Origin of the sequence: Methanobrevibacter sp. (assembly GCF_017468685.1) — an archaeon.
Taxonomy (GTDB): Archaea; Methanobacteriota; Methanobacteria; order Methanobacteriales; family Methanobacteriaceae; genus Methanocatella.
On record NZ_JAFUHT010000059.1, the window covers coordinates 1 to 21,660 of the forward strand.

The 21,660-nt window shown below is 34.6% G+C and carries 21 protein-coding genes and 1 tRNA gene; 14 read left to right on the top strand and 8 right to left on the bottom strand.

The features are described 5' to 3' along the window. Nucleotides 1–1,194, bottom strand: a 1,194-nt coding sequence (locus IJ258_RS07695) for an IS4 family transposase (protein WP_292805358.1), incomplete at its 3' end; no start/stop codon positions are given. Between the two features lie 324 nt (nucleotides 1,195–1,518). On the opposite strand from IJ258_RS07695, the gene IJ258_RS07700 reads away from it, so the two are divergent. Then, nucleotides 1,519–1,593, top strand: a tRNA-Ile gene (locus IJ258_RS07700). Between the two features lie 115 nt (nucleotides 1,594–1,708). Then, entirely contained in the window at nucleotides 1,709–2,224 is a 516-nt protein-coding gene (locus IJ258_RS07705; protein WP_292805360.1) for an amino acid-binding protein, read from the top strand. Here the strand turns inward: IJ258_RS07705 and IJ258_RS07710 are convergent. Beyond that, nucleotides 2,221–2,490 carry a HypC/HybG/HupF family hydrogenase formation chaperone gene (locus IJ258_RS07710; RefSeq protein ID WP_292805363.1) on the bottom strand — a complete coding sequence of 90 codons (270 nt, stop codon included), beginning with the start codon at nucleotides 2,488–2,490 and terminating at the stop codon, nucleotides 2,221–2,223. The two genes, IJ258_RS07705 and IJ258_RS07710, sit on opposite strands and share 4 nt — an antisense overlap. Nucleotides 2,491–2,569: 79 nt before the next feature. Between IJ258_RS07710 and IJ258_RS07715 the strand changes: the two genes are divergently transcribed. Next, nucleotides 2,570–3,871, top strand: coding sequence for an NAD(P)/FAD-dependent oxidoreductase (locus IJ258_RS07715; RefSeq protein WP_292805366.1), 1,302 nt, complete (start codon nucleotides 2,570–2,572; stop codon nucleotides 3,869–3,871). Nucleotides 3,872–3,876: 5 nt separating this feature from the next. Here IJ258_RS07715 and IJ258_RS07720 read toward each other — a convergent pair whose 3' ends face one another. The 3 genes from IJ258_RS07720 to IJ258_RS07730 are packed head-to-tail and all read right to left on the bottom strand — an operon-like array spanning nucleotide 3,877 to nucleotide 7,017. Next, nucleotides 3,877–4,926 carry a glycosyltransferase gene (locus IJ258_RS07720; RefSeq protein WP_292805368.1) on the bottom strand — a complete coding sequence of 350 codons (1,050 nt, stop codon included), beginning with the start codon at nucleotides 4,924–4,926 and terminating at the stop codon, nucleotides 3,877–3,879. A 4-nt stretch (nucleotides 4,927–4,930) separates the two neighbouring features. Next, nucleotides 4,931–5,896, bottom strand: coding sequence for a cell wall biosynthesis protein (locus IJ258_RS07725; protein WP_292805370.1), 966 nt, complete (start codon nucleotides 5,894–5,896; stop codon nucleotides 4,931–4,933). 59 nt (nucleotides 5,897–5,955) lie between these two features. Further along, nucleotides 5,956–7,017: an mRNA surveillance protein pelota gene (locus tag IJ258_RS07730; protein WP_292805373.1), complete on the bottom strand. Its 1,062-nt coding sequence runs from the start codon at nucleotides 7,015–7,017 to the stop codon at nucleotides 5,956–5,958. Nucleotides 7,018–7,153: 136 nt separating this feature from the next. Between IJ258_RS07730 and IJ258_RS07735 the strand changes: the two genes are divergently transcribed. From IJ258_RS07735 to IJ258_RS07770, 8 genes are all read left to right on the top strand, one after another. Further along, nucleotides 7,154–7,942 (top strand): phosphate ABC transporter substrate-binding protein, encoded by a 789-nt coding sequence (locus IJ258_RS07735; protein ID WP_292805376.1) that lies wholly within the window; start codon nucleotides 7,154–7,156, stop codon nucleotides 7,940–7,942. Between the two features lie 5 nt (nucleotides 7,943–7,947). Then, nucleotides 7,948–8,802: a phosphate ABC transporter permease subunit PstC gene (pstC, locus tag IJ258_RS07740; protein ID WP_292805379.1), complete on the top strand. Its 855-nt coding sequence runs from the start codon at nucleotides 7,948–7,950 to the stop codon at nucleotides 8,800–8,802. Beyond that, nucleotides 8,792–9,625 (top strand): phosphate ABC transporter permease PstA, encoded by an 834-nt coding sequence (gene pstA, locus IJ258_RS07745; protein ID WP_292805381.1) that lies wholly within the window; start codon nucleotides 8,792–8,794, stop codon nucleotides 9,623–9,625. Before pstC ends, pstA begins: the two co-directional genes overlap by 11 nt. 4 nt (nucleotides 9,626–9,629) lie before the next feature. After that, entirely contained in the window at nucleotides 9,630–10,379 is a 750-nt protein-coding gene (gene pstB, locus IJ258_RS07750; protein ID WP_292805383.1) for a phosphate ABC transporter ATP-binding protein PstB, read from the top strand. A 51-nt stretch (nucleotides 10,380–10,430) separates the two neighbouring features. Further along, on the top strand, nucleotides 10,431–11,741 hold the full coding sequence (locus IJ258_RS07755) for a prephenate dehydrogenase (RefSeq protein ID WP_292805386.1): 1,311 nt from the start codon (nucleotides 10,431–10,433) through the stop codon (nucleotides 11,739–11,741). A 309-nt stretch (nucleotides 11,742–12,050) separates the two neighbouring features. After that, nucleotides 12,051–14,255 carry a CDC48 family AAA ATPase gene (locus IJ258_RS07760; RefSeq protein WP_292805389.1) on the top strand — a complete coding sequence of 735 codons (2,205 nt, stop codon included), beginning with the start codon at nucleotides 12,051–12,053 and terminating at the stop codon, nucleotides 14,253–14,255. Nucleotides 14,256–14,692: 437 nt separating this feature from the next. After that, entirely contained in the window at nucleotides 14,693–15,019 is a 327-nt protein-coding gene (locus IJ258_RS07765) for a hypothetical protein (protein ID WP_292805393.1), read from the top strand. 9 nt (nucleotides 15,020–15,028) lie between these two features. After that, nucleotides 15,029–15,418, top strand: coding sequence for a hypothetical protein (locus IJ258_RS07770; protein WP_292805396.1), 390 nt, complete (start codon nucleotides 15,029–15,031; stop codon nucleotides 15,416–15,418). Nucleotides 15,419–15,474: 56 nt separating this feature from the next. On the opposite strand, the gene IJ258_RS07775 is transcribed toward IJ258_RS07770, so the two are convergent. Beyond that, a complete protein-coding gene (locus IJ258_RS07775; RefSeq protein ID WP_292805399.1) occupies nucleotides 15,475–16,131 on the bottom strand; it encodes a PolC-type DNA polymerase III in 657 nt (218 codons plus the stop codon). A gap of 9 nt (nucleotides 16,132–16,140) precedes the next feature. Next, entirely contained in the window at nucleotides 16,141–16,998 is an 858-nt protein-coding gene (locus IJ258_RS07780) for a methanogenesis marker 8 protein (RefSeq protein ID WP_292805403.1), read from the bottom strand. 155 nt (nucleotides 16,999–17,153) lie between these two features. Here IJ258_RS07780 and thiC point away from each other — a divergent pair, with 155 nt between their 5' ends. Next, complete coding sequence (thiC, locus tag IJ258_RS07785) at nucleotides 17,154–18,428, top strand: phosphomethylpyrimidine synthase (RefSeq protein ID WP_292805406.1); 1,275 nt, start codon at nucleotides 17,154–17,156, stop codon at nucleotides 18,426–18,428. Beyond that, entirely contained in the window at nucleotides 18,428–20,086 is a 1,659-nt protein-coding gene (locus IJ258_RS07790) for an ATP-dependent DNA ligase (RefSeq protein ID WP_292805409.1), read from the top strand. Before thiC ends, IJ258_RS07790 begins: the two co-directional genes overlap by 1 nt. 21 nt (nucleotides 20,087–20,107) lie before the next feature. Here IJ258_RS07790 and IJ258_RS07795 read toward each other — a convergent pair whose 3' ends face one another. After that, nucleotides 20,108–21,016: a hypothetical protein gene (locus tag IJ258_RS07795; protein ID WP_292805413.1), complete on the bottom strand. Its 909-nt coding sequence runs from the start codon at nucleotides 21,014–21,016 to the stop codon at nucleotides 20,108–20,110. 163 nt (nucleotides 21,017–21,179) lie between these two features. Between IJ258_RS07795 and IJ258_RS07800 the strand changes: the two genes are divergently transcribed. Then, the gene (locus tag IJ258_RS07800; RefSeq protein WP_292805416.1) at nucleotides 21,180–21,599 is read left to right on the top strand and encodes an exodeoxyribonuclease VII large subunit; all 420 of its coding nucleotides are present in this window, start codon (nucleotides 21,180–21,182) and stop codon (nucleotides 21,597–21,599) included. The last annotated feature ends 61 nt before the right edge of the window (nucleotides 21,600–21,660 follow it).

Genomic DNA, 21,660 nt, shown 5'->3' on the forward strand with positions numbered 1-21,660 from the left:
TCTTTTTGCCTGCGTTCCAAAAATTATGTCGAAGAAAAATAAATAGATATTTCCAGTTATTTTTGCGAAATTCGACTGATAAATTATTTTTTCATCTCTATTTCTTGGTGTTCTCGTTATATGATGTTCTGCATGATTTTTTATGGTCATTGCAAGGTTATAAACGAATATATGTGCGTAAAAATCTTGTTCAATTATTGGTCTTCGAATTCCACTGAAATCTTCGATTTCAATTAGGTTTTTTAATCTGTCGAATCCTGTTTCTACTGTCCATCTTTTATTGTATAATTCTTTTAAATCTTCTGTTGTAAATTCTTCAGGTGTTAAATTTGTTGCCAGTATTTCTGGTTCGTCTTTTCCAATGTCAACAAGTGCTATGCGAATTTCTAATCTTCCCATTTGCCTTGCTTTCTCTTTTAAATTTTCATCATCAAAAGCTCTCAATCGACTCTCTACTATGTTAATTTTTATGATTTCATCATTAGTCTGCATTTTATTAATTTGACGTCTAAATACATTTTTTGGAAGTCTTATTAAAAATTTTGAGTCTAAATCAATGGTTTTAACCATCAGCTCAATTGATGGATAACCTCGATCATAAATTGTAATTAATTTTTTAATGTCAAATCTTTGTTTTAAGTTCTCTAAATGTTCAATTGCTAAATCTACTTCATTTGTTATTGTTTCTACTATTTTTACTGTTAAAATATGTTTGGAATGTACATCTAAAAAGCATGATACTCTTGCACGAATTCTATTTTCTTTTAATAGGTTTTCATCGCCAAGCGGGAATTCATTTCGAGTTAAAGTAACATTAGGAAGATCAACAATACTTCCATCACAAGCACAAATTAAATATCCTTTAAATTTTGAAAATCCTGAGAATTTACCATATAATTGGTCAATAAAACATTCGTACATGTCAATGAATACTTTTGGGTCGATGAACATTCGTTGTTTTCCAATTGCTTGGCTAGAAATCGTTTTAAAATCTTTCTTCATCATTATAGTGAAAAATCTAATCGTTTCAATATAACCCGTACAGCTTCTTTGAGAAAGAATATATGCAGTATATTCCTTTTGAGTCATTTTTCTATCTCTAATGAACCTATTCTCTTCAGTAATATATTTTTTTGATATAAAATAATCAAATAATCGAAAAAATTCTTTGACAAATCTATCAAAAGAATACATGAATTCAACCCCCAAACAGTTAAATTCGTGACTAAAAAACTTTAATCACTTATATAAATATTTATAATTAATAATATTTAAAATAAACTATTAACAATTATTAAAATAAGATATAAATAAATTAAAACTATTCATTAAAGTATTAAAATAATTAACTAAAGAATTAACTAAAATAAGTAAAAATTACACATTTAACAAAAAATTAAAAATAGAAAAAATCAAAAAAAGCTTAAGTTTCTAGGAATGCTCATTAATCGAAAGGTTTATATATGGTAATTAATATATGTATTAGTGTTGACAGTTAACTGTCACACAATATATTATAGGCTAGTGGCACAGCTTGGTTAGCGCGCTCGGCTGATAACCGGGAGGTCATGGGTTCGAATCCCATCTAGCCTACTATAAACTATTTTTAAAGAAACTTTTTTTTACATGACAATTTTTTCTAAATTTTTTCCAAAAATAATATATATTAAATTCTACAAATAATAACTTAAATATACAAAAAGTTGGAATGATGATAAAAATGTGGGAAAAGATTAATGAAAAATTTAAAAAATACCCTGCAAGACTAAGAGTTGCAGAAAAAATGATTGAACTTGGACTATCTTTAAATGAAGATGGTAAAATCTATTGCGGAAATTTAAAAATCAGCGATAAGGCACTTGCTACCGCAGCAGAAGTTGACAGACGTGCAATAAAATCAACAATCGAAGTAATACGCGAAGATACAGAATTATATCAATTATTCAGCAACATCATTCCTGCCGGAACACTTCTAAAAAACATTGCTAAAAATCTGGAATTAGGAGTTATTGAAATTGAAGTCGGATCTGAAAGTGAAGGAATCCTAGCAAGTACAGCAAACTTAATTACAAAAAAAGGAATAGGCATAAGACAAGCTTATGCAGAAGATACCGAACTTCAACAAAGTCCAATATTAACCATAATCACCGAAGAACCAGTCAAAGGTGATTTGATAAATGAATTTTTAAAAATAAAAGGAGTTACAAGGGTGTCTATTTACTAATTTTCACCATTCACTCTTGCTTCCCATTCTTTATCTTCTTCTTCAAGAATTTCTAATAATTCTTCCCAAGCTTCTAAAGATTCTTTAGCAGCTTCTTCAGTTAATTTTTCTATAGCAAAACCAGCATGTATTAAAACATAATCTCCAACTTCAACTTCAGGCAATAAATCCAATTTTGCTTGTTGTCTAGCTCCACCAAAATCAGCAATTAAAAAATTGTCTTCTCTGTTAATTTCTAAAACATGAGCAGGTGCTGCAATACACATAACTATCTATCTCCAAAATTTAATATATATTAATAATTAAATGTTAGTATTATATAAAACTATCTACATAGGTGTTAAGATGAAAAATATTGTTATTGGATCAGGACCTGCTGGAAGGCTAGGATCATTGGAACTTGGAAAATTGGGAGAAGAAGTGACTTTAATTGAAAAAAAACATATTGCAGGAACTTGTTTAAATGAAGGATGCATGGTTGTTTGTGCATTAACTGACATTACTAAATTTATTGATGAAAACCGACGATTCAATAGCTACGGATTTATTAAAAGCCAAATGGATGTTTCATATGAAAAAATTGTTGAAAAAATCACTGAAACACAGGAAAAACTGAGATACCTGAACCAGTTGGAAAATGAAAGTGTGGGCAATAACGTTATCTATGGCGAAGCAAAAATTGAGGGCGAACAGGTCATAGTCAATAACGAAACATATGAATGGGACAATTTACTAATTGCAACTGGTGCTCGACCTTTCATTCCAGAAGTTCCAGGTAAAGACTATGGATTGACCAATAAGGATATTTTAAAACTTGATGATGTCCCTGAAAAATTAAATATAATTGGCGGAGGAATCATTGCCTGTGAAATAGCAAATATTTATGCAACACTGGGCAGTGAAGTAAATGTTATTGTGAGAAGCACATTTTTAAAAGAGCTCAGTGAAGCCACTAAAAAATATGTTCTGGAAAATATTATCCCAAATGTCAATGTATTGGAAAATACCTCTGTTGAAGAAGTGTTTAAAGATAAAATTTTAACAAGTGACGGTAAAGAATTAGAGGGAATTCCATTTTTTGCAACAGGAAGGGTTCCAAATAGTGAAATTGCAGAAGGTTTTGTTGAGTTGAATCCTGACAAAACAATTAAAGTTAATGAAATGATGCAAACTGATGTTAGTAATGTATATGCTGCAGGTGATGTTACTGGAGGATATCAATTGACACCAGTAGCTAGAATGGAGGGCATCACAGCTGCAAGAAATATGGCTGGCTATGCAAATAAAGTAAGCTACAATTGCATTCCTCAAACTTTGAGTCTGAACACTGAAGTGAGTTTTGTGAAAAATGAAAAATCAGAACTAACCGATGATGAAAAGGCAACAATTGCAATACCTGGAATTGCCGGACCTGGTGCATTCTGGAAAATACTTGAAGGAAAAACAGGCTACACTGAAGTGGAATTTGACAAGAACAAAAATAAGATCAATAGAATTAATTCCATTTCCCCATCTTCAACAAGCGATGTTGCATATCTGTCCTATCTGATGAGAATGGATTATGATTTGGATGATTACAGTGAATTTTTAGAAATACACCCATCAACCGATACAAACTATAAAATAATAAAAAATATGTGGCTATAATACCACTATTTAACTCTTTTTAGAATATCATCAGCCAGATTATCAGCTGCATTCAGACACTGTTCACCATAAACCAGAGCTTTTTCCTGCAATGAGTCATAGTTTTTGAATGCTTCCTGAATGCTTTCATAAACATCATCTACACTAGATTCAATCATGGCCCCCTTAAACACTCCAGCCATGTTCTGATATCTTCCCCATTTGACACGGGCAAGAGCCACAATAGGTTTTCCATTGGTGAATGCCTCTTCCAGTGAAACACCATCATCAGTTAAAACAGTCAAGTCAGCGAACTTGAACAGGTGATTAATCCAGTCAATATAACCTGCATAGATTATTTTATTTTCATCAATAAGTTCACCATATTCCTCTTTTAAAGGCAAACCAACCAGAACAAGATTGTACTCATCGGTTTTATCAGCAACGATGTTTATTCCATCAACCATTCCCTTAAAGATAGAAGAACCTGAAGAGAACACAATTGTTTTTTTGTTTTCATCAAAATTAGAGTATTCCTTTAGTTTTTGAAGTGCAATATCCGGATCTCCATCACCCATATTGTCTGCTAAAGGATAAAATGCCTTATCCATATTTTTAGGTAATGTTTCCCATCTGAACTTATCCAGTTCAGGCAGAATATAACAGTGATTAAATTTAGGACAAACTTTTGAATCCAAAGGTGTTGATATTAAAGAAAATGTAGGTTTGCGAGCAACTTTACCTCCAAGTGATGCGACAATAGCTCCTCCACCTAAAACTCCTACAACAAAATCAACTTTTAGTTTTTTAATGAGACTTCTAGCTTTAAATGTAGCTGTGAATAATTTAGCTGCACCTTTTAAAGCAGATAATTTAGTGGCAGAATGTCCTCCGGCATGAGGAACAGAAATCCTATGCCAAGAATATCCGTGCTTTTCAAATAAAGAGCCGTGAGCAGATGCATCAAGAGCGATTTCACATTGAACTCCCTTTTTTTCCAATGCCTTCATGGCATTTAATGCAGTCATTGCATCTCCACCTAGCCCTCTTCCTGTGACTATAAATAAACATTTCATAAAATCACATCTTCTTTTCCAATCTAGGTATCTGATTAACGTTTGGAACATATTTTCTAGGATGTCTTGCATGAGGATTATATAACAATCTTCTAAAACCTAATGAAATCAGCAACGGATTTTTAACATCATACTGTTTGTCTTTCAATATCCATTTTCTTAAAAGGTCTCCCAATCCTCCACCAGTCAACACGTCCATAAAGTAATCTCCAAATGTAGGGTCGAGTAATCTTAATTGCTGACGGAAAAATACGGTTAAATTGTTTCTTCTGACAAATGCAATAAGTGCTGTTGTTAAAATACCGAAGACAATAACTGACCATAATCCTCCGATTAAATAAAATGCACAGCCCAGTGCCACTCCAAAAGTGTGGTTTCCAACTTCACCCAACATGATTTTTCCTGAAAAATCAAGTGGAGAATAAGCTAAACACACAATCAATATTAATAAAGGAGTGTAAATAGCTGGAAGTTCAGCATAAGGCTGAGATCCGATTATCAGCATGACAAGAATTGTTAGAACTGACATTATCATTGTTACAATACAGGTAGATCCAGGCTGCATGTCTGAAATGTTCAACGGTTGAACCATTAAAGCGATAAATATTGAAGATACACCCAAACCTTCCAACAATCCAACAATCATGACAAGGATTATTCCAATTCCTCTTGACAATTGACCCCATTCAATTCCAAACGGTGATTTTTTTCTTCCAAGTACATCATCGATAAGTGCAAAAATACCAATTATTAAAATAAGATTATTGAAACTAGGCAACATGTAAAAAGACAGGATTATGAATGGAATTACACCAATTGCACGAGGGATTCCACCTCTAACATTTGGATATAAATTGCCCAAATATCCTCTTTTTCCAAGAAATCTAAAAATAATATCTAGAATTGCCGTACCTATTGCAGATACAATAAAAACAAATATTAATGCAAAAAGTATCGATGTATACATCATAATATCACAATTAAATTAATTTTACATATTAATTTTAATTTTTCCTTATATATAAATATTTAAGCAATGACATATCTCAAAATTGCAGCCACTCCACCAAGGCTTTCCAATTGTTTTCCACCTTCATGTTCACTGCTTATAACCATCACTTCCCCTTTCATGTTCTCAACCATGTCCATGGCTTCGCCCATGTTATCGTTTGGAACCTGACTGTCAAGAATTAGCAATTGCTCAACCGCACCAAGATTAATAGCATTTTGAGTCTCTTTTATACCATAGGCTATTTTTGATGAATTCTTACCAATTTGTGAAAGCAGGTTATTTATTGCACCCATTTCCTGAGCCACACGATTTTCAGAGGTCAGCTTTTCAACTGTACCCTTTCTTAAAACCTCTGCAATTCCATTTCGCCCACCCGCACCTGTAGATTCGATAATTGATATTTTTGCAAGGTCCTGATGCTTATCCTTCAGATAATCATAAAAGTCGTTTTTGACAAATCCTGGCCCTGCAATGACAATATTTTGAATTGAATCAAATTTGGTTATTGATTCTATGACTTTTTCATAAAACTGTACGATATTTTTTTGCCTGTTTTTATCAATTATTCTTTTGCCTGAAATGTGGCCCTTAATTGGACCGTAATATTCAATACCGAACTGTCTCATCAAACCTAATGTTGCTGAATCATCTTCAAGCACTACAATTATTGCAGATAACTTTTTAGAAGCATCAATTGCATGATTCAATCTTTTTATTGCCCATTTTGGCCATCTTGGTTTGGTGATTTTGAGAGGAGTGTTGAGTTTAACTTCCAGTGTGTGGTGAGAACCCAAAGGTATCAGGTCTTCCGGACCTCTTGTGATTACACCGGTTAATCTTAATTTACCTGTGAATAAGTGAAAAGAGATATTTTCTATATCCAATCCTAAATAGAAAGTTTTTTTAACTCCCCTATCACTTCTAAGCTTATCGCCAGTATTGTCCTGTATACGCCTTGTGGTTTTGGATGATGCATTGTCTCCAACTTCTATTATATGAGATAAATGCCACAGATCATCCAGTGTTTCCGGAACAACTTCAACAATTCCTTCCTTTTCATCTTCGTTTATAATTTTCATAATTTCATTATATGTATTAGATTTAATTCTTATTAAAATATATTGAAAAAGAATAGTTCACTTTTTGAGAAATTTAATTCCTAAAAAGCAAACTTTATATAGTAGATTAAGATAAGTTAATTCCACGGTGATAGGAATGAAGACAAATTATAAAATCATAACCGTACTACTCATAATATTTTCAGTACTTACAGTCAATTCCATCCAATCAACAAATGAGCCATTAAGCATTGTTGGATCAACTTCAATACAACCAGTATGCGAACAACTAGCTGAAGAATATAAAAAGACACATGACAATGTTGATATCAATATCCAGGGTGGCGGATCAAGCCTTGGGATAAAATGTGCCAAATCAGATGTGGCAGACATAGGAATGTCTTCAAAAGAAATAGACTGTGAAAATTTAGAAGAACATGAAATTGGACGTGAAGCAATAATCGTCATAGTGAATAATGAAAATCCAATTAATGATTTATCAACAAAACACCTTCAAAAGATATTTTCAGGAGAAATAAAAAACTGGAGAGAATTAACTAACATAAGTGGTGAAATTAATGTAATTATAAGAGAAGAAGGTTCAGGAACACTCGACTCATTTAAAAGCACCGTAATGAAAAATCAGTCATTTAAAAAAGATGCAATAATTCAAAATTCTGCAGGCAGCGTAAAACAAAGTGTCATTCAGGACAGAAATGCAATCGGTTTTGTTTCATTTGCACACCTCGACGACAGCATAAAAAACATAAGCATTGATAAAGTATCCCCTTCAAAAGAATCAGTGATTGAAGGAACTTACAAACTTCAAAGACCATTCATATTGCTTAGCGATAAAAATTGTGACAACAAAGCAAAAGAATTTATAAATTGGACAATGAGCGAGGAATCTGATAGTGTTTTAGATAAAGAAAAAATCATAAGGTGATGATTATGATTAAAGAATACCTCATTGAAAAAGGATTATTTAGCATAAACACAATTCTCATAATCCTTTCATCATTAATGGTCATATTTTTATTAAATGAATCAATTCCCATAATTCAAAATTACGGAATAGGAGATTTTATCTTCGGACTTACTTGGTCGCCAGACAATAATATCTTCGGAATATTACCGATGATTGCAGGCTCTGTGATAATCACAGGACTTTCATTAGTTCTATCCATACCCCTTGCAATTTCATGTGCAATTTTTCTTGAAGAAATCGCACCATCAAACATTAAAAAATTATTCAAACCAATAATCCAAACATTAGCCGGAATTCCCTCTGTAATTTATGGATTTTTCGGTTTAACCGTGATTGTGCCATTGATACGCAACAATTTTACAGGAAGTGGATTTTCAGTCATTACCGCTTCAATAATACTTGCAGTAATGATTCTTCCAACAATCATATCTGTCAGCCAGGATGCAATAAAAAGCGTGCCTGAAAATTATAAGGAAGCATCATTCGGACTTGGATCAACTCACTGGCAGGTGATAAGAAATATAATACTTCCAACTGCACTGCCAGGAATAGTTACTGCAATAATTTTAGGCATTGGAAGAGCAATTGGTGAGACATTAGCTGTTTTGATGCTTGTTGGAAATGTGAATATCATACCCACATCAATCTTTGAGCCTGCACGAACATTAACATCAAACATTGCTCTTGAGATGGGTTATGCAACAGGAATACATTATAATGCATTATTTACGACAGCTACAGTATTATTTGCAATGATAATTATTTTAATGAGCATATGCTGGATGATTCAAAAAAGAGGTGTTGGCAATGCATGTTAAATCAATACAAAAAATCACCAGTTTCTGGTTTAAGCTTTCAGGCGCAATAACACTTGCGATACTTATGATAATCGTAAGCTATATCCTAATAAAAGGAATAGGTGCAATCAACCTGGAGTTCCTACTTACAAAACCAGTCGACTCCGGTCGTGAGGGAGGAATACTGCCAATGATACTGTCCAGTTTGTATCTGCTAGCAGTTACTTCTTTCATTGCAATTCCCCTTGGCGTTGGAAGTGCGCTTTACATGGCAGAATATAATAAAAACCCCAGATTAGAAGTGGTCATCAGATTCATATCACAGGTTTTAGCGTCAGTTCCCTCAATCGTGTTTGGATTATTCGGTTTGGCATTTCTGATATTCTTTTTAAAGACGGGCTGGTCATTGCTGAGCGGAGGAGTGATTCTTTCATTGATGTCAATGCCGACAATTTATCAAGTATCTGAAGTGGCACTGAAAAGCGTGCCTGAACATTATAAAGAGGGATGCTACGGCATGGGTGCAACAAAATGGCAGTGCATAACTTCCATCATCCTGCCAACTGCAGCAAGCGGAATATTTACCGGAATAATATTGGCTCTAACAAGAGCATTCTCAGAAGCAGCAGCCGTAATGTATCTGGTAGGTTCATCCCTTGAAATGCCCACATCACTTCTTGATACGGGACGCCCCTTACCTCTGCACCTGTATGTACTTGCAACTGAGGGAATATCAATGGAAAATGCATATGGAACCGCATTTGTCTTAATCGCAATAGTGTTAACAATCACAATACTTTCAAATCACATAATTTCAAAATATGAAATAAAACTAGGAGTGTAGTAATATGAAAATTGAAGTGAACCATTTCAATGCAGGATTCGGCAATATGGAAATTCTAAAAGACATTAATTTAAAAATTCCGCAACATAGTGTGACTGCTTTAATCGGACCGTCAGGCTGCGGCAAATCAACATTTCTCAGATCAATTAACCGGATGAATGACCTGTCCCGTGACTTTTGCTGCAACGGAGACATTCTTATAAACTCCATGAATATATATGGCGATGAAATAGATGTTGTGGACCTTAGAAAAAATGTGGGAATGGTCTTTCAAAAGGCAAATCCATTTCCCATGTCAATTTATGATAATGTCGCATATGGGTTAAGAATACATGGAATTCATGATGATTATGAGATTTCAAAAGTCGTTGAAAGAAGCCTTAAACAGGCCGCTTTATGGGAGGAGGTTGAAGATAAGTTATTTGAATCCGCATTGAATTTATCCGGAGGCCAGCAACAGAGGCTATGTATTGCAAGAACCATTGCAGTCAATCCGGACATTATTCTGATGGATGAACCTTGCTCAGCACTTGACCCGATATCCACATTGAAAATTGAGGAACTGATAAGCGAACTGAAAAAGGACTATACAATAGTTCTTGTGACCCACAATATGCAGCAGGCAAAAAGAAGCTCCGATTACACAGCATTCTTTTTGAATGGAGAAGTGATTGAATCTGGTTTGACCCGAAATATCTTTCAAAACCCACAGGAGATTAAAACACAGGATTATATTATGGGAAGATTCGGATGAAAAAATAATCAGACACAAAAATTTTATAACTTTTTTCAGTTAAAAATAATAATGATTAAAATGAAGATTGGAATAATTGGTGGAACAGACGGATTGGGAAAAACTTTAATATATTATTTTAGAGATGAATTTGAAGTATATATTTCCGGAACCGATCATAAAAAAGGTAGAAATGTAGCAAAAGAATTGAATGTTAATTATATTGAATCCAATGCAGGACTTGCCAATATCAGTGACATTTTAGTTGTTTCTGTTCCAATTCAATTCACATCAGAAGTGATTCGGGAAGTTGCCCCATTTATGAAAAGCGGTTCATTAATGGTTGACGTTACCTCTGTTAAAGAAGAACCTACCAAAACAATGGCTGAAGCATTGCCGGACACTGTCGAATACATTCCAACACATCCTGTATTCGGTCCCCGCACTACCGAGCTTGACAATCAGGTAATTGTTTTGACTGCTGATAAAAAGGGCAAATGGTACAGTAAAATCTACAATTACCTTTCAAATAAAAATATGAGAATCATCGAAACTACAGCAGAAAAACATGATTTTATGATGAGCATTGTACAGGTTCTGACTCACTTTTCATTTATTTCAACCGCTTCTGCAATTGAAAAGCTAAAAGTTGATTTATCTGAAAGTGAAGATTATGAAAGTCCAATTTATAATCTTATGATTGATATGATTGCACGTATTGTTGCTCAAAATCCTTATTTAACTTATAATATCCAATCAATGAACAGTAATGGTGCAAAAATCAGAAATACTTTTGCTGATGCAGTTGTTGAGCTGAGAGATGTCATCAATAGTGGAGACATGGACAAATTTGTTGAAATAGCCATTAAAGCTACTAAACATATGGGAGACATTAAAAATGCGCTTGGTAGAAGTGACAAGGCAATAAATGCTTTAAGTCATGAATTTAGCTTACTGAACAAGTCAATTGGGCGTGAAGTTGGCCTTAAACATATATATTCTGGAAAGATTCATGTGGGAATATTGGAAGGCATTAAGGACAATACCGCAATTTTGAAATCAGGAAATAAGGTTAAAAAGATAAGAATAGCAAATATTGAAGTTTTAAGCGATGAAGAATTATATGCATGGAAAATCGATAATCTGGATAAGAAAACCGAATCCATCAGCTGCGTATTTTCAAAAAATGTTCATGTAGAAACTATCCAGAATACTGTTCTAAATATTGACAATATTATCGATATCAAACTAACTGATGCATATAATGGTCCGCAAATTGATAATGACTCAATCAGTTTAACTTTTGAGATTACTGCTCTTTCAAAAGAGGATATTGACAATGTTAAAAATCTTTTCACCGGATTTGGTGGAACCATCAGATAATGTTTTAAAATAAACGAACAAATATTAAAGTGTCTAAAAGTAATTAAATTTTAAAATTTAATATACTTTACTATTTTTTATTATTTTTTCATAATATTCTTTATAAATTTATTTTTAAATTATAACACAATTATACCATATTATTTAAATCAATAAACTAATTTTAAGCTGTTTTGAAAAATTGTCAAAACCGAAACCTTTATATAGTAAAACATACACAGATTACTTTGTCAATAAAGTTACAAAAAGTAACAAAAAGATTTTGACACATTACAATTACAACATTACAGCCAAAATGGAGATGATATTATGGCAGAAAATGAAATCACATTAAAAGTTGCAGAAGCAATTTCACAAAAAGATGTAGGTCAAGGCGTAGCGAGACTTGATCCAAACGTCATGGATGACCTAGATATCCATGAAAGAGACCTCATCGAAATCATTGGTGAGAGAAGAACTGCTGCTATCGCTCTTCCTTCACAAACAGACATAGGTCTTGGAGTAATCAGAATCGACGGATTAGTTCGTAAAAACTCCGGAGCAACCATTGGTGGAGAAGTAACAATTAAAAAAGCACAGGCAACCGAAGCTAAAAAAGTTGTTCTTGCACCAACCGAAGACAACATCCGTGTGCAAGGAGATGTCAGAGGATTATTTGCAGGAAAAGTAATGGTTCAGGGAGACATTATCGGATCTCAAATACGTGCACCAAGACCAAGTATGGGTAGAGGGTTCAACAGCTTATTTGATGAATTAATGGACTTTACACCTGCAATGCGTGAAATCAAATTCGCAGTAGTGTCAACCAGTCCTAAGGACATTGTTATAGTTGGACCTAATACTGAAGTACAATTACATGAATCCCCAGTGGATGTAAGTAAAATCGAAGGAGTAAGCAACCTCGTGGACGTAAGCTACGAAGACATTGGCGGACTAAAAGAAGAGGTCAAAAAAGTAAGAGAAATGATTGAAATTCCTCTTAAAAGACCTGAACTCTTTGAAAAATTAGGAATTGCTCCACCAAAAGGAGTATTGATGCATGGTCCACCTGGAACAGGTAAAACCTTACTGGCTAAAGCAGTAGCCAGTGAAAGTGACGCTCATTTCATCCTTATCAACGGACCTGAAATAATGAGCAAATATGTTGGCGGATCTGAAGAAAACCTCAGAGAATACTTCGAGGAAGCAGAGGAAAACTCACCTTCAATTATATTTATTGATGAATTAGATGCAATCGCTCCAAAAAGAGAGGAAACCAATGGAGAAGTTGAAAGAAGAACCGTTGCTCAACTTTTAACTTTAATGGATGGTCTTAAATCCCGTGGACAAGTGGTGGTTATTGGTGCAACCAACAGACCTGACTCACTTGACCCAGCACTCAGAAGACCTGGAAGATTTGACCGTGAAATCGAAATTGGAGTGCCAGACACAGAAGAGAGAAAAGAAGTGCTTGAAATACATACAAGAAACATGCCTCTTGCAGAGGATGTTGACCTTGACAAAATTGCAAATACCACCCACGGATTCGTGGGAGCAGATCTTGAGTCATTATGTAAAGAAGCAGCAATGAGAGTAGTCAGAAGAATACTTCCTGAAATACAAAACGATGAAGAGATTCCGAAAGAAGTGATGGAAAAAATCGTGGTAACCGGAAATGACTTCAAAAACGCACAAAAAGAGATTCAACCTTCAGCTCTAAGAGAAGTTCTCGTTCAAATCCCGGACATCAAATGGGATGATGTAGGAGGACTTGAAGACGTAAAACAAGAGTTAAAAGAAGCTGTTGAATGGCCATTAAAACATCCTGAAACCTTCCAACGCTTAGGAATAAGGCCTCCAAAAGGAACTCTACTCTACGGAATTCCTGGAACAGGTAAAACATTGCTTGCAAAAGCAGTGGCAAGTGAAAGTGAAGCAAACTTCATTTCAGTCAAAGGCCCTGAACTCCTATCCAAATGGGTTGGAGAGTCCGAAAAAGGAGTTCGTGAAGTATTCAGAAAAGCAAAACAAGCTTCTCCAACAGTGATCTTTTTCGATGAAATCGATGCAATAGCCAGCGCACGTAGCGGAAATGACACTGACAGCGGAGTGACAAAAAGAGTTGTCAACCAGTTATTAACAGAAATGGACGGATTGGAAGAGCTTGAAGATGTGGCAATCATTGCAGCAACCAACAGACCTGACATCCTTGATACAGGTTTGATGAGACCTGGAAGATTTGACAGACACATTGAAGTAGGTCAACCGGACGAAGAAGCAAGAAAATCAATCTTTGAAGTACATACCAAAAATATGCCACTTGCAGGAGATGTAGATCTTAAAAAACTAGCCAAAAACACTGACAGATATGTTGGAGCAGACATTGAAGCTGTATGCAGAGAAGCAGCAATGTTGGCTTTAAGAGACAACCTTGAAGCAGAAGAAATCCCATACAAATATTTCAAAGATGCAATAGATAAGGTGAAGCCTGGAAACACACAGATACAGGAAGAACAGTTAGTTCAATACATGTAGGGACAACATCCCTACATTTTCCTCCAATATAATGATTATATAGTTTCTAACCATATTTAGAGGAAAGGCATGGAGCCTTTCCTATAACCTCCAAAATAATGATACTAAAATTCTCTATTTTCATTTTTTAAGGGAAAGATATGGAATCTTTCCCACCTCCATTATATTTACCAAATTTCTCTACCGAATTGGGAAGATATGGAATCTTCCCATCAACCTCTAAAACTTTTTTTATTTTGACTTAAAAATTGATTTAAGTTCATACAATTACATTCAAATCAAAATATTGCTGTCAGTTCGAGCCATACCCAATAACAGATAGTTATAACCTTTATATACTTCAAACACCAATAGAATTACAGGGATAGGTTAAGTGTATTTTTTCAATTCTGAAAAAATTAAGATTTTATATGAATTTATACATAAATGGTGAAAAAATGCTTAAACATTTGATTAACGGCCCAATTATGCCCTCATGTGAAAGTGAAGTCGTGCAAAACGATGAGTTCCTATCCAAGCTTGAAAAGAAACTCATACTTCTAAGTGCCAAATACGGATTAGGTGAAGTATTATTCATAGAAAAGAATCCTCTGAATAATGATTCATTTGCTTCATTTTACATCAGAGCTCCCAAATCCTGGTCAAATCAGAAAATTTTTGATGTGTGGGATTTGATTTCTGATGAAGTGGATGAGTTTGCTGCAAAAGAAGGTCATGACAACTTGATGGAAATCTGCAATGTGGCTGTTTCAGACAGATGCTGAGGTTGAATTATGGTTCATGCATTTGTACCTCAACACATCATAGATTTAGCTGAATACTTAAAAGCAAAAGAATTTTCAGACAAAAACTATGATTTGCAATGCATTGATCGCACTATCGTCAATAGAGCATACCTTTCAACATATCTTCATGCTCAGGAATGGATTATCAATAATGGTCCCTACAATGACATCAAGGATTATTCAAAAAAAGATGTTGGATACCATACCGCAATCTGTATCGCCTTAACTGCATTAAACAAAAAAGCAATCAGCAAAAAATATGCTGATTTTATAAAACTAAGAGTTGATGCAGATTACGACATCATTACCATTATTGATTCAGATGATGCTAAAAAAGCATTGGATTTAGCTTCCCAAATCCAAACTGCATTGCAATAGAAAATTATTTTTTTAAACCATCAGTTCAAACTGAAAACAATTTTGATTTCATATGATTATTTTTTAGGCAGTGTTTGATTTTCCGGAACCAGACCAATATTTTGATAGTATTGGCGTTTATATTCAATGAATGGAAATTTAGGTCCACTCACTCCCCATTTAGGATTATAACCAAAAATATTAATATACTCTTCTAAATCAGGCCTTTCATTAATTAATGCCTGAACAACATTATACAATGCTTTTGTATCATCTATCGCACGATGAAAATTAACCTCTTCAATTCCATAGTGTTTTACGGCATCTATCAATTTGTGAGGAAATTCTTTTCTGTCTTTTAATACTGTTACAGTATCCAGCCAATAAAGATTTTTAACTATATCATCAGCTTCTAATGGATAATGTCTTTTAAGCAAATAATAAACAAATGATAGGTCAAATTGACAGTTATGAGCAATCATTAATGTTCCAGAAGTTAGATGATTTTTTAAATCCTCTGCAATACTTTTTTCGCTGAATCCTTTTGTGATTAAATCTTCATCAGTAATTCCTGTGATTTCAGTTATTTTAGAAGGCAAATCTTTTCCAATGTTAATGAATTTATCATATTCCTCAATTCTGCCATCTTCAACTATCAACATTGCAAGTTCAATTATCTCATTTTCAATGAAATCCAATCCGCTTGTTTCTGTATCAAAATATATTACTTTCATAACATCACATTACAATAATTTACGAGGAGAATCCTCTTTATTTCTTGGATGATTATTTGTTGATAAAGGTTTATTAATTTTTTTAAGACGAGTATCTAGCAATCTACGACCCTCATCACTTGCACAGAATATAGGTACCTTTTCACCATAATAATATAATTCATGTTCATCTGCATATCCCCTTACGTATTTTGATGCACATGCAGTGACAATATCTGCATTTTCAAAAAGCATTTCTGCAATGTCCGGTTCAACTGCTGTTGTGTGGGCTACAAAAATATAAATATTAACATCATCATCCACAGGATAATTCCTTAATTCCTCAATCATTGTTGATGGAATTACAGTTATTGCAATGTTTTTATAACCTTTCTTTAATGCAATTTTCAGCCCTTCAAGTTGGTTTAGTTCTGCAGTTTGCGGATTTAACACAATACTGTCTTTTTGTTCCAATTTCTCTATCACTTCAGGAATTGGTGTTGTGCTGATTAATCCGGATACTCTTGCGCCGACTCCCTGAACAACACGAGGTTGAGTCATTATGACAGTTCCTGCACCGTCACATGCACCGACAACACAATCAATGTTTCCCTCTTCAAGGTTTGTTTTAAGGATTTCTGAAACTCCAACAGTTATTGCATCATCCATTTCTATTATTCTTTGAGGAGTACACATTCCAAAGTCTTCAATTCTGAATGTGATGTTTTTTCTGATGAATTCCTCATTTAGCTCTTCCACATTATGCATTGCATGAAACATTGGACAGTATTTCATTTCTGTTGATGGTCCAACTTCTGTTATTTGTCCGTTTTCGATTACTACATTTACTTTTCCTAATGCTTCTATGACATGTTTATCTTTTACCATATAACCACCGTTATATATGCTATTATTAATTATAATATAAAAAGAATATTGTTAATGAAATTTAACATCCGAAAAAATAGCTTTAAATAATGAAAAAATTCTATATACTATGAATAAATAATATTATTAATGATTAGTCAACATGAGGGATAAATTTGACTCAAAAAAGTGAAGCACAAAAAGGTAACATAACTCCTGAAATGGAATATGTTGCACAAAAAGAAAATATTGATGTAAATAAGCTAGTTAAATTAATTGATAACGGAAAAGTTGTAATTCCAAAAAATGTCAACGGCCATTCAAAACCATGCGGAATCGGCGAAGGACTTACAACAAAAGTCAATGCCAATATCGGTTCATCATCAAAAATCGATGATATTGATTTGGAGATTGACAAGGCAAAGCTTGCTCAGGAATATGGTGCTGATGCACTGATGGACTTGTCAACAGGTTCTGATTTAAAATTATTCAGAAAGAAAATCATGGAAGCTGTGGATTTATGCATAGGTACCGTTCCGATTTATGAAGCAGGAGTTGTGACATTAAATAAGAATAAAGAAATCATTGACATGGATCCCGATGATATTTTCAAGGCAATTGAAAATCAGGCAAAGGAAGGAGTGGATTTTATGACACTCCACTGCGGAATAACCAAGGACCTTGTTGAAAAGCTTAAATCAGCAAACCGTATGATGGGAATCGTCAGCCGTGGAGGAACATTCATGGCATCATGGATCAACCACAACGGTCTGGAAAACCCATTATATGAAAACTATGACTATCTTCTGGAATTATCATATGAATACGACATTACACTATCTCTAGGCGACGGTCTAAGACCGGGCTGTCTGGCTGATGCTAGCGATATCCCTCAAATCCAGGAACTGGTCAATCTGGGAACATTGGTTAAAAGGGCACAGGATGCAAACGTGCAGGTCATGGTTGAAGGTCCTGGCCACATGCCGTTAAACCAGATTAAGGCCAATATGGAAATTCAAAAGACAATATGTCACGGTGCACCATTTTACGTTTTAGGCCCACTTGTAACTGACATTGCTCCAGGTTATGACCATATTACAGGTGCAATCGGCGGAGCAATAGCTGCAACAGCAGGTGCAAGCTTTTTGTGCTATGTAACCCCCGCAGAACACCTGTCACTCCCTAGTCTTGAAGATGTAAAGGAAGGAGTGGTTGCATCCAAGATTGCTGCTGAAGCGGCAGATGTTGCAAAAGGCCTTCCACAGGCATGGGAAAGGGAACGTGCAATGGCCCATGCCCGTAAGGAATTTGACTGGGATGAACAATTCAATTTGGCAATTGATAAATCAAAGCCAAGAAAATATCGTGACAAATGTGAATTGGATGATGATGAAATGTGTGCAATGTGCGGAGAGTACTGTGCAGTAAAAATAGCCAAGGGAGATTTCTAATGAAATATCAGGAACTGGTGGATGTCTACTCAGCACTTGAGGCAACCACCAAACGACTGGAAAAAACCGAAATCATAGCAGAGTATCTGAAAACTTTGGATTCAGACACCATTGAAAAGGTAGGTCTTTTAATCCTAGGAGTGGTTTTTCCGGCTTGGAGCTCAGAAGAAATCGGAATTGGCGGAAAACTTGTTGAAAGGGCAGTGGCAGAAGCTGTCGGCACAACACAGGCAGCCGTTGAGGATGCCGTTCGTGATGAAGGAGATATCGGTCTTGCATGCATCAAGTTATATGCCAAAAAGTCCCAGATGACATTTTTCTCACAACCCTTAACAATCGATTTTGTTTTCAACAGCCTTCGTAAATTGTCACAGATTTCCGGCTCAAGGTCCACCAATCGTAAGATTGCAATCATTTTGGAATTATTAAGCCAAGCCAGCGCAACAGAAGCAAAATACTTAACAAGAACAATTACAGAAGAGTTAAGAATTGGTGTTGGTGACGGTGTTGTTCGTGACGCAATAGCTCAGGCTTTCAATATTGACAAAGCAATTGTTGAGAGAGCTCAAATGCTTACCAACGATTTTTCAGTTGTTACAAGAACCGCCAAGGAGGAAGGTGAAGAGGGCCTTAAAAAACTTAATCTGACACCAGGAACTCCAGTAAAACCTATGCTTGCACAACTGGCGCCTCCACTTGATGAAATATTACCAGAAATGGGTGAAGCATTGTGCGATACAAAATATGACGGCATCAGACTGCAGGTTCACAGAAATGGTGATGAAATAAAGATTTTCACACGCAGACTTGAAAACATTACCCATGCACTGCCTGAAATCGTTGAGCTCTTTAATGAGCATCTCCCACACGAAGACTACATCGTGGAAGGAGAAGTAATAGCTACACGTGATGGCAAGCCTTTGCCTTTCCAGAACGTATTGCATCGTGTGCGCAGAAAGCACAATGTGGAAGAAGCAATGGAAAATGTGCCATTAAAAGTTTATCTGTTTGATGTAATGCATTATAAGGTTCCAATGATTGATGAACCTTTAAAACTCAGACGTAAAACCTTAGAAAGCATTGTTGACACATCAGTGGATGAGATGAACTTAAGTACAATGAAATATGGTACTGCAGATAACATATCTGAAATTCAGGACCTCTTTGAATGGTCAATTAATGAGGGCCATGAAGGAATCATGATAAAGGACACCAACTCAGCATACATTCCAGGTCTTAGAGGCAAAAAGATGCTCAAATATAAGGCCGAACCTGAAACATTGGATATGGTAGTTGTTGGTGGAATCTATGGAATTGGAAAAAGAGGAGATTTTGTCGGATCATACCTCCTGGCACTTCGTGACGAAAACAATGAGTTCAAAACTGTGGCACTGGTCGGAACAGGCCTTGATGATGCAACACTTGAATATCTCACAGGCAAAATGAAAGAGCTTGAGATTTCAACAAAAGGAAGGGAAATTATTGTTGAACCAAAAATCGTTTTAGAAATTGCATTTTCAGAGATTGTCGAATCCCCCGAGTATGAAACAGGTTACTCCTTGAGATTCCCTGTTGTTAAGAATATACGTAAGGATAAAAGTCCTATGGATGCAGATACCGTTGAAAGATTGCTTTCAATGTATCAAACAGGAAACTAAATGAATAATACTTAAAAAGTATTATTCAATTGAATGTTCTCTTTTAAATTCCTGAAGATATTGCCTAGAACAACCTGTGAGCCTTTGAATAGACTCGTCGTCAACAGATTCATTCAGCATGTTGAGGATAATCTCATCTTTAGAAATTTTAATACCATCTTTTTTACCCTCTTTAATACCTTCTTTAATACCTTCTTTCATCCCATAATCAAAACCTGAATTGAATTCATAGTCTCTCTCAGCTTGGATGAAAATATCTTCAACAGACATTTGCATATCTACCACCTTATTTAACATATCTTGATCCTTTTTGGATTTAACAGAATTTTCTATCTGATAAGAAATTAATGAATCTATTATTACCCGTCTAGATTTTTCGATATAATCAATTTCATCTAGAATAGCACAGACTCTTTTCACAATTTCCTCCTTATCTGCATTTTTGACCGACAAAGCTACGAATATTAACGTCAATTCATCTTCAATAGAGATGCATTCGTTGTCTTTAACTTTGACTTCAATATTATTTAATTTTTTGGTCAAATGCATATTCTGAAGATATCGAATTATTGGAGCAAACACTATACTTCTGCCGATTTTAATTGACTCTTCACATAAATCAGGATTTGCAAAACTGATAATGAAACTATCAACTATTTTACCTGTTTGGGCAGATTTCAACTTATTGTACTCCCAAATTTTTTTCAGAGTATCCTTATCTATTTTTTTAAATTCGAATTCCCAATTCTCCAATGTATCGTCATCAACAAGAACCAACTTATCAAGTCGTTTATATGAACCTTGAAGAGTTTGAACTTCAGTTTCCATCTCCCGAATAATCTTTTTATATTCCTGAAAATATTTTTTAAAATCGTCCTTATACGTTGAAAATGAAATTTTTGATGTTTTATCATACAAACCCTCGATCATAATAATCCTCTAATTAGTTATTTTAAAAGAAATATCTAATTAATAATTAAACTACAAATAATAAATACTTTATGTTTTAAATAAAAGCAATTTAACAAAGTAAAAGCAATTTAACGAGATGAAAACAATTTTCTAAGAAAAAATTCTATCGACTATATTTACCATGAAAACCAATTGTGAAATCATGGAAATTACAGATGAAAAATTATTAAGGATTGCACTGGTAACTTCTCTGATTGGAATAATTGGCCTGATAGCCTTTACACCGACTATTGAAGTTAAGGAAGTTGACATAAAAGACATAAATCGGGCAATGATTGATGAGGAAGTCCGAATCACAGGAGTGATAACTGATATTGCCCAGTCAAGTTCAAAGACAAGCTACTTTTTAACGGTAAATGATGGAGAGGCCCAAATACAGCTCATAATCTTTGAAAATCAGGTTGCCGAGATTCAGTCAAAAAATCTTGACATTGAAAACTTCAAGAACCGTCAGGTCGAAATTGTCGGAACGGTTACACAATACAACTCCGAAATGGAATTGATTTTATCAAGCGGAGACAGCCTGAGAATTGTCAATTAACAATACTTATTTATTAATTAAAAACTAAAAATTAATTTATATACAATTTATATAGGAAATT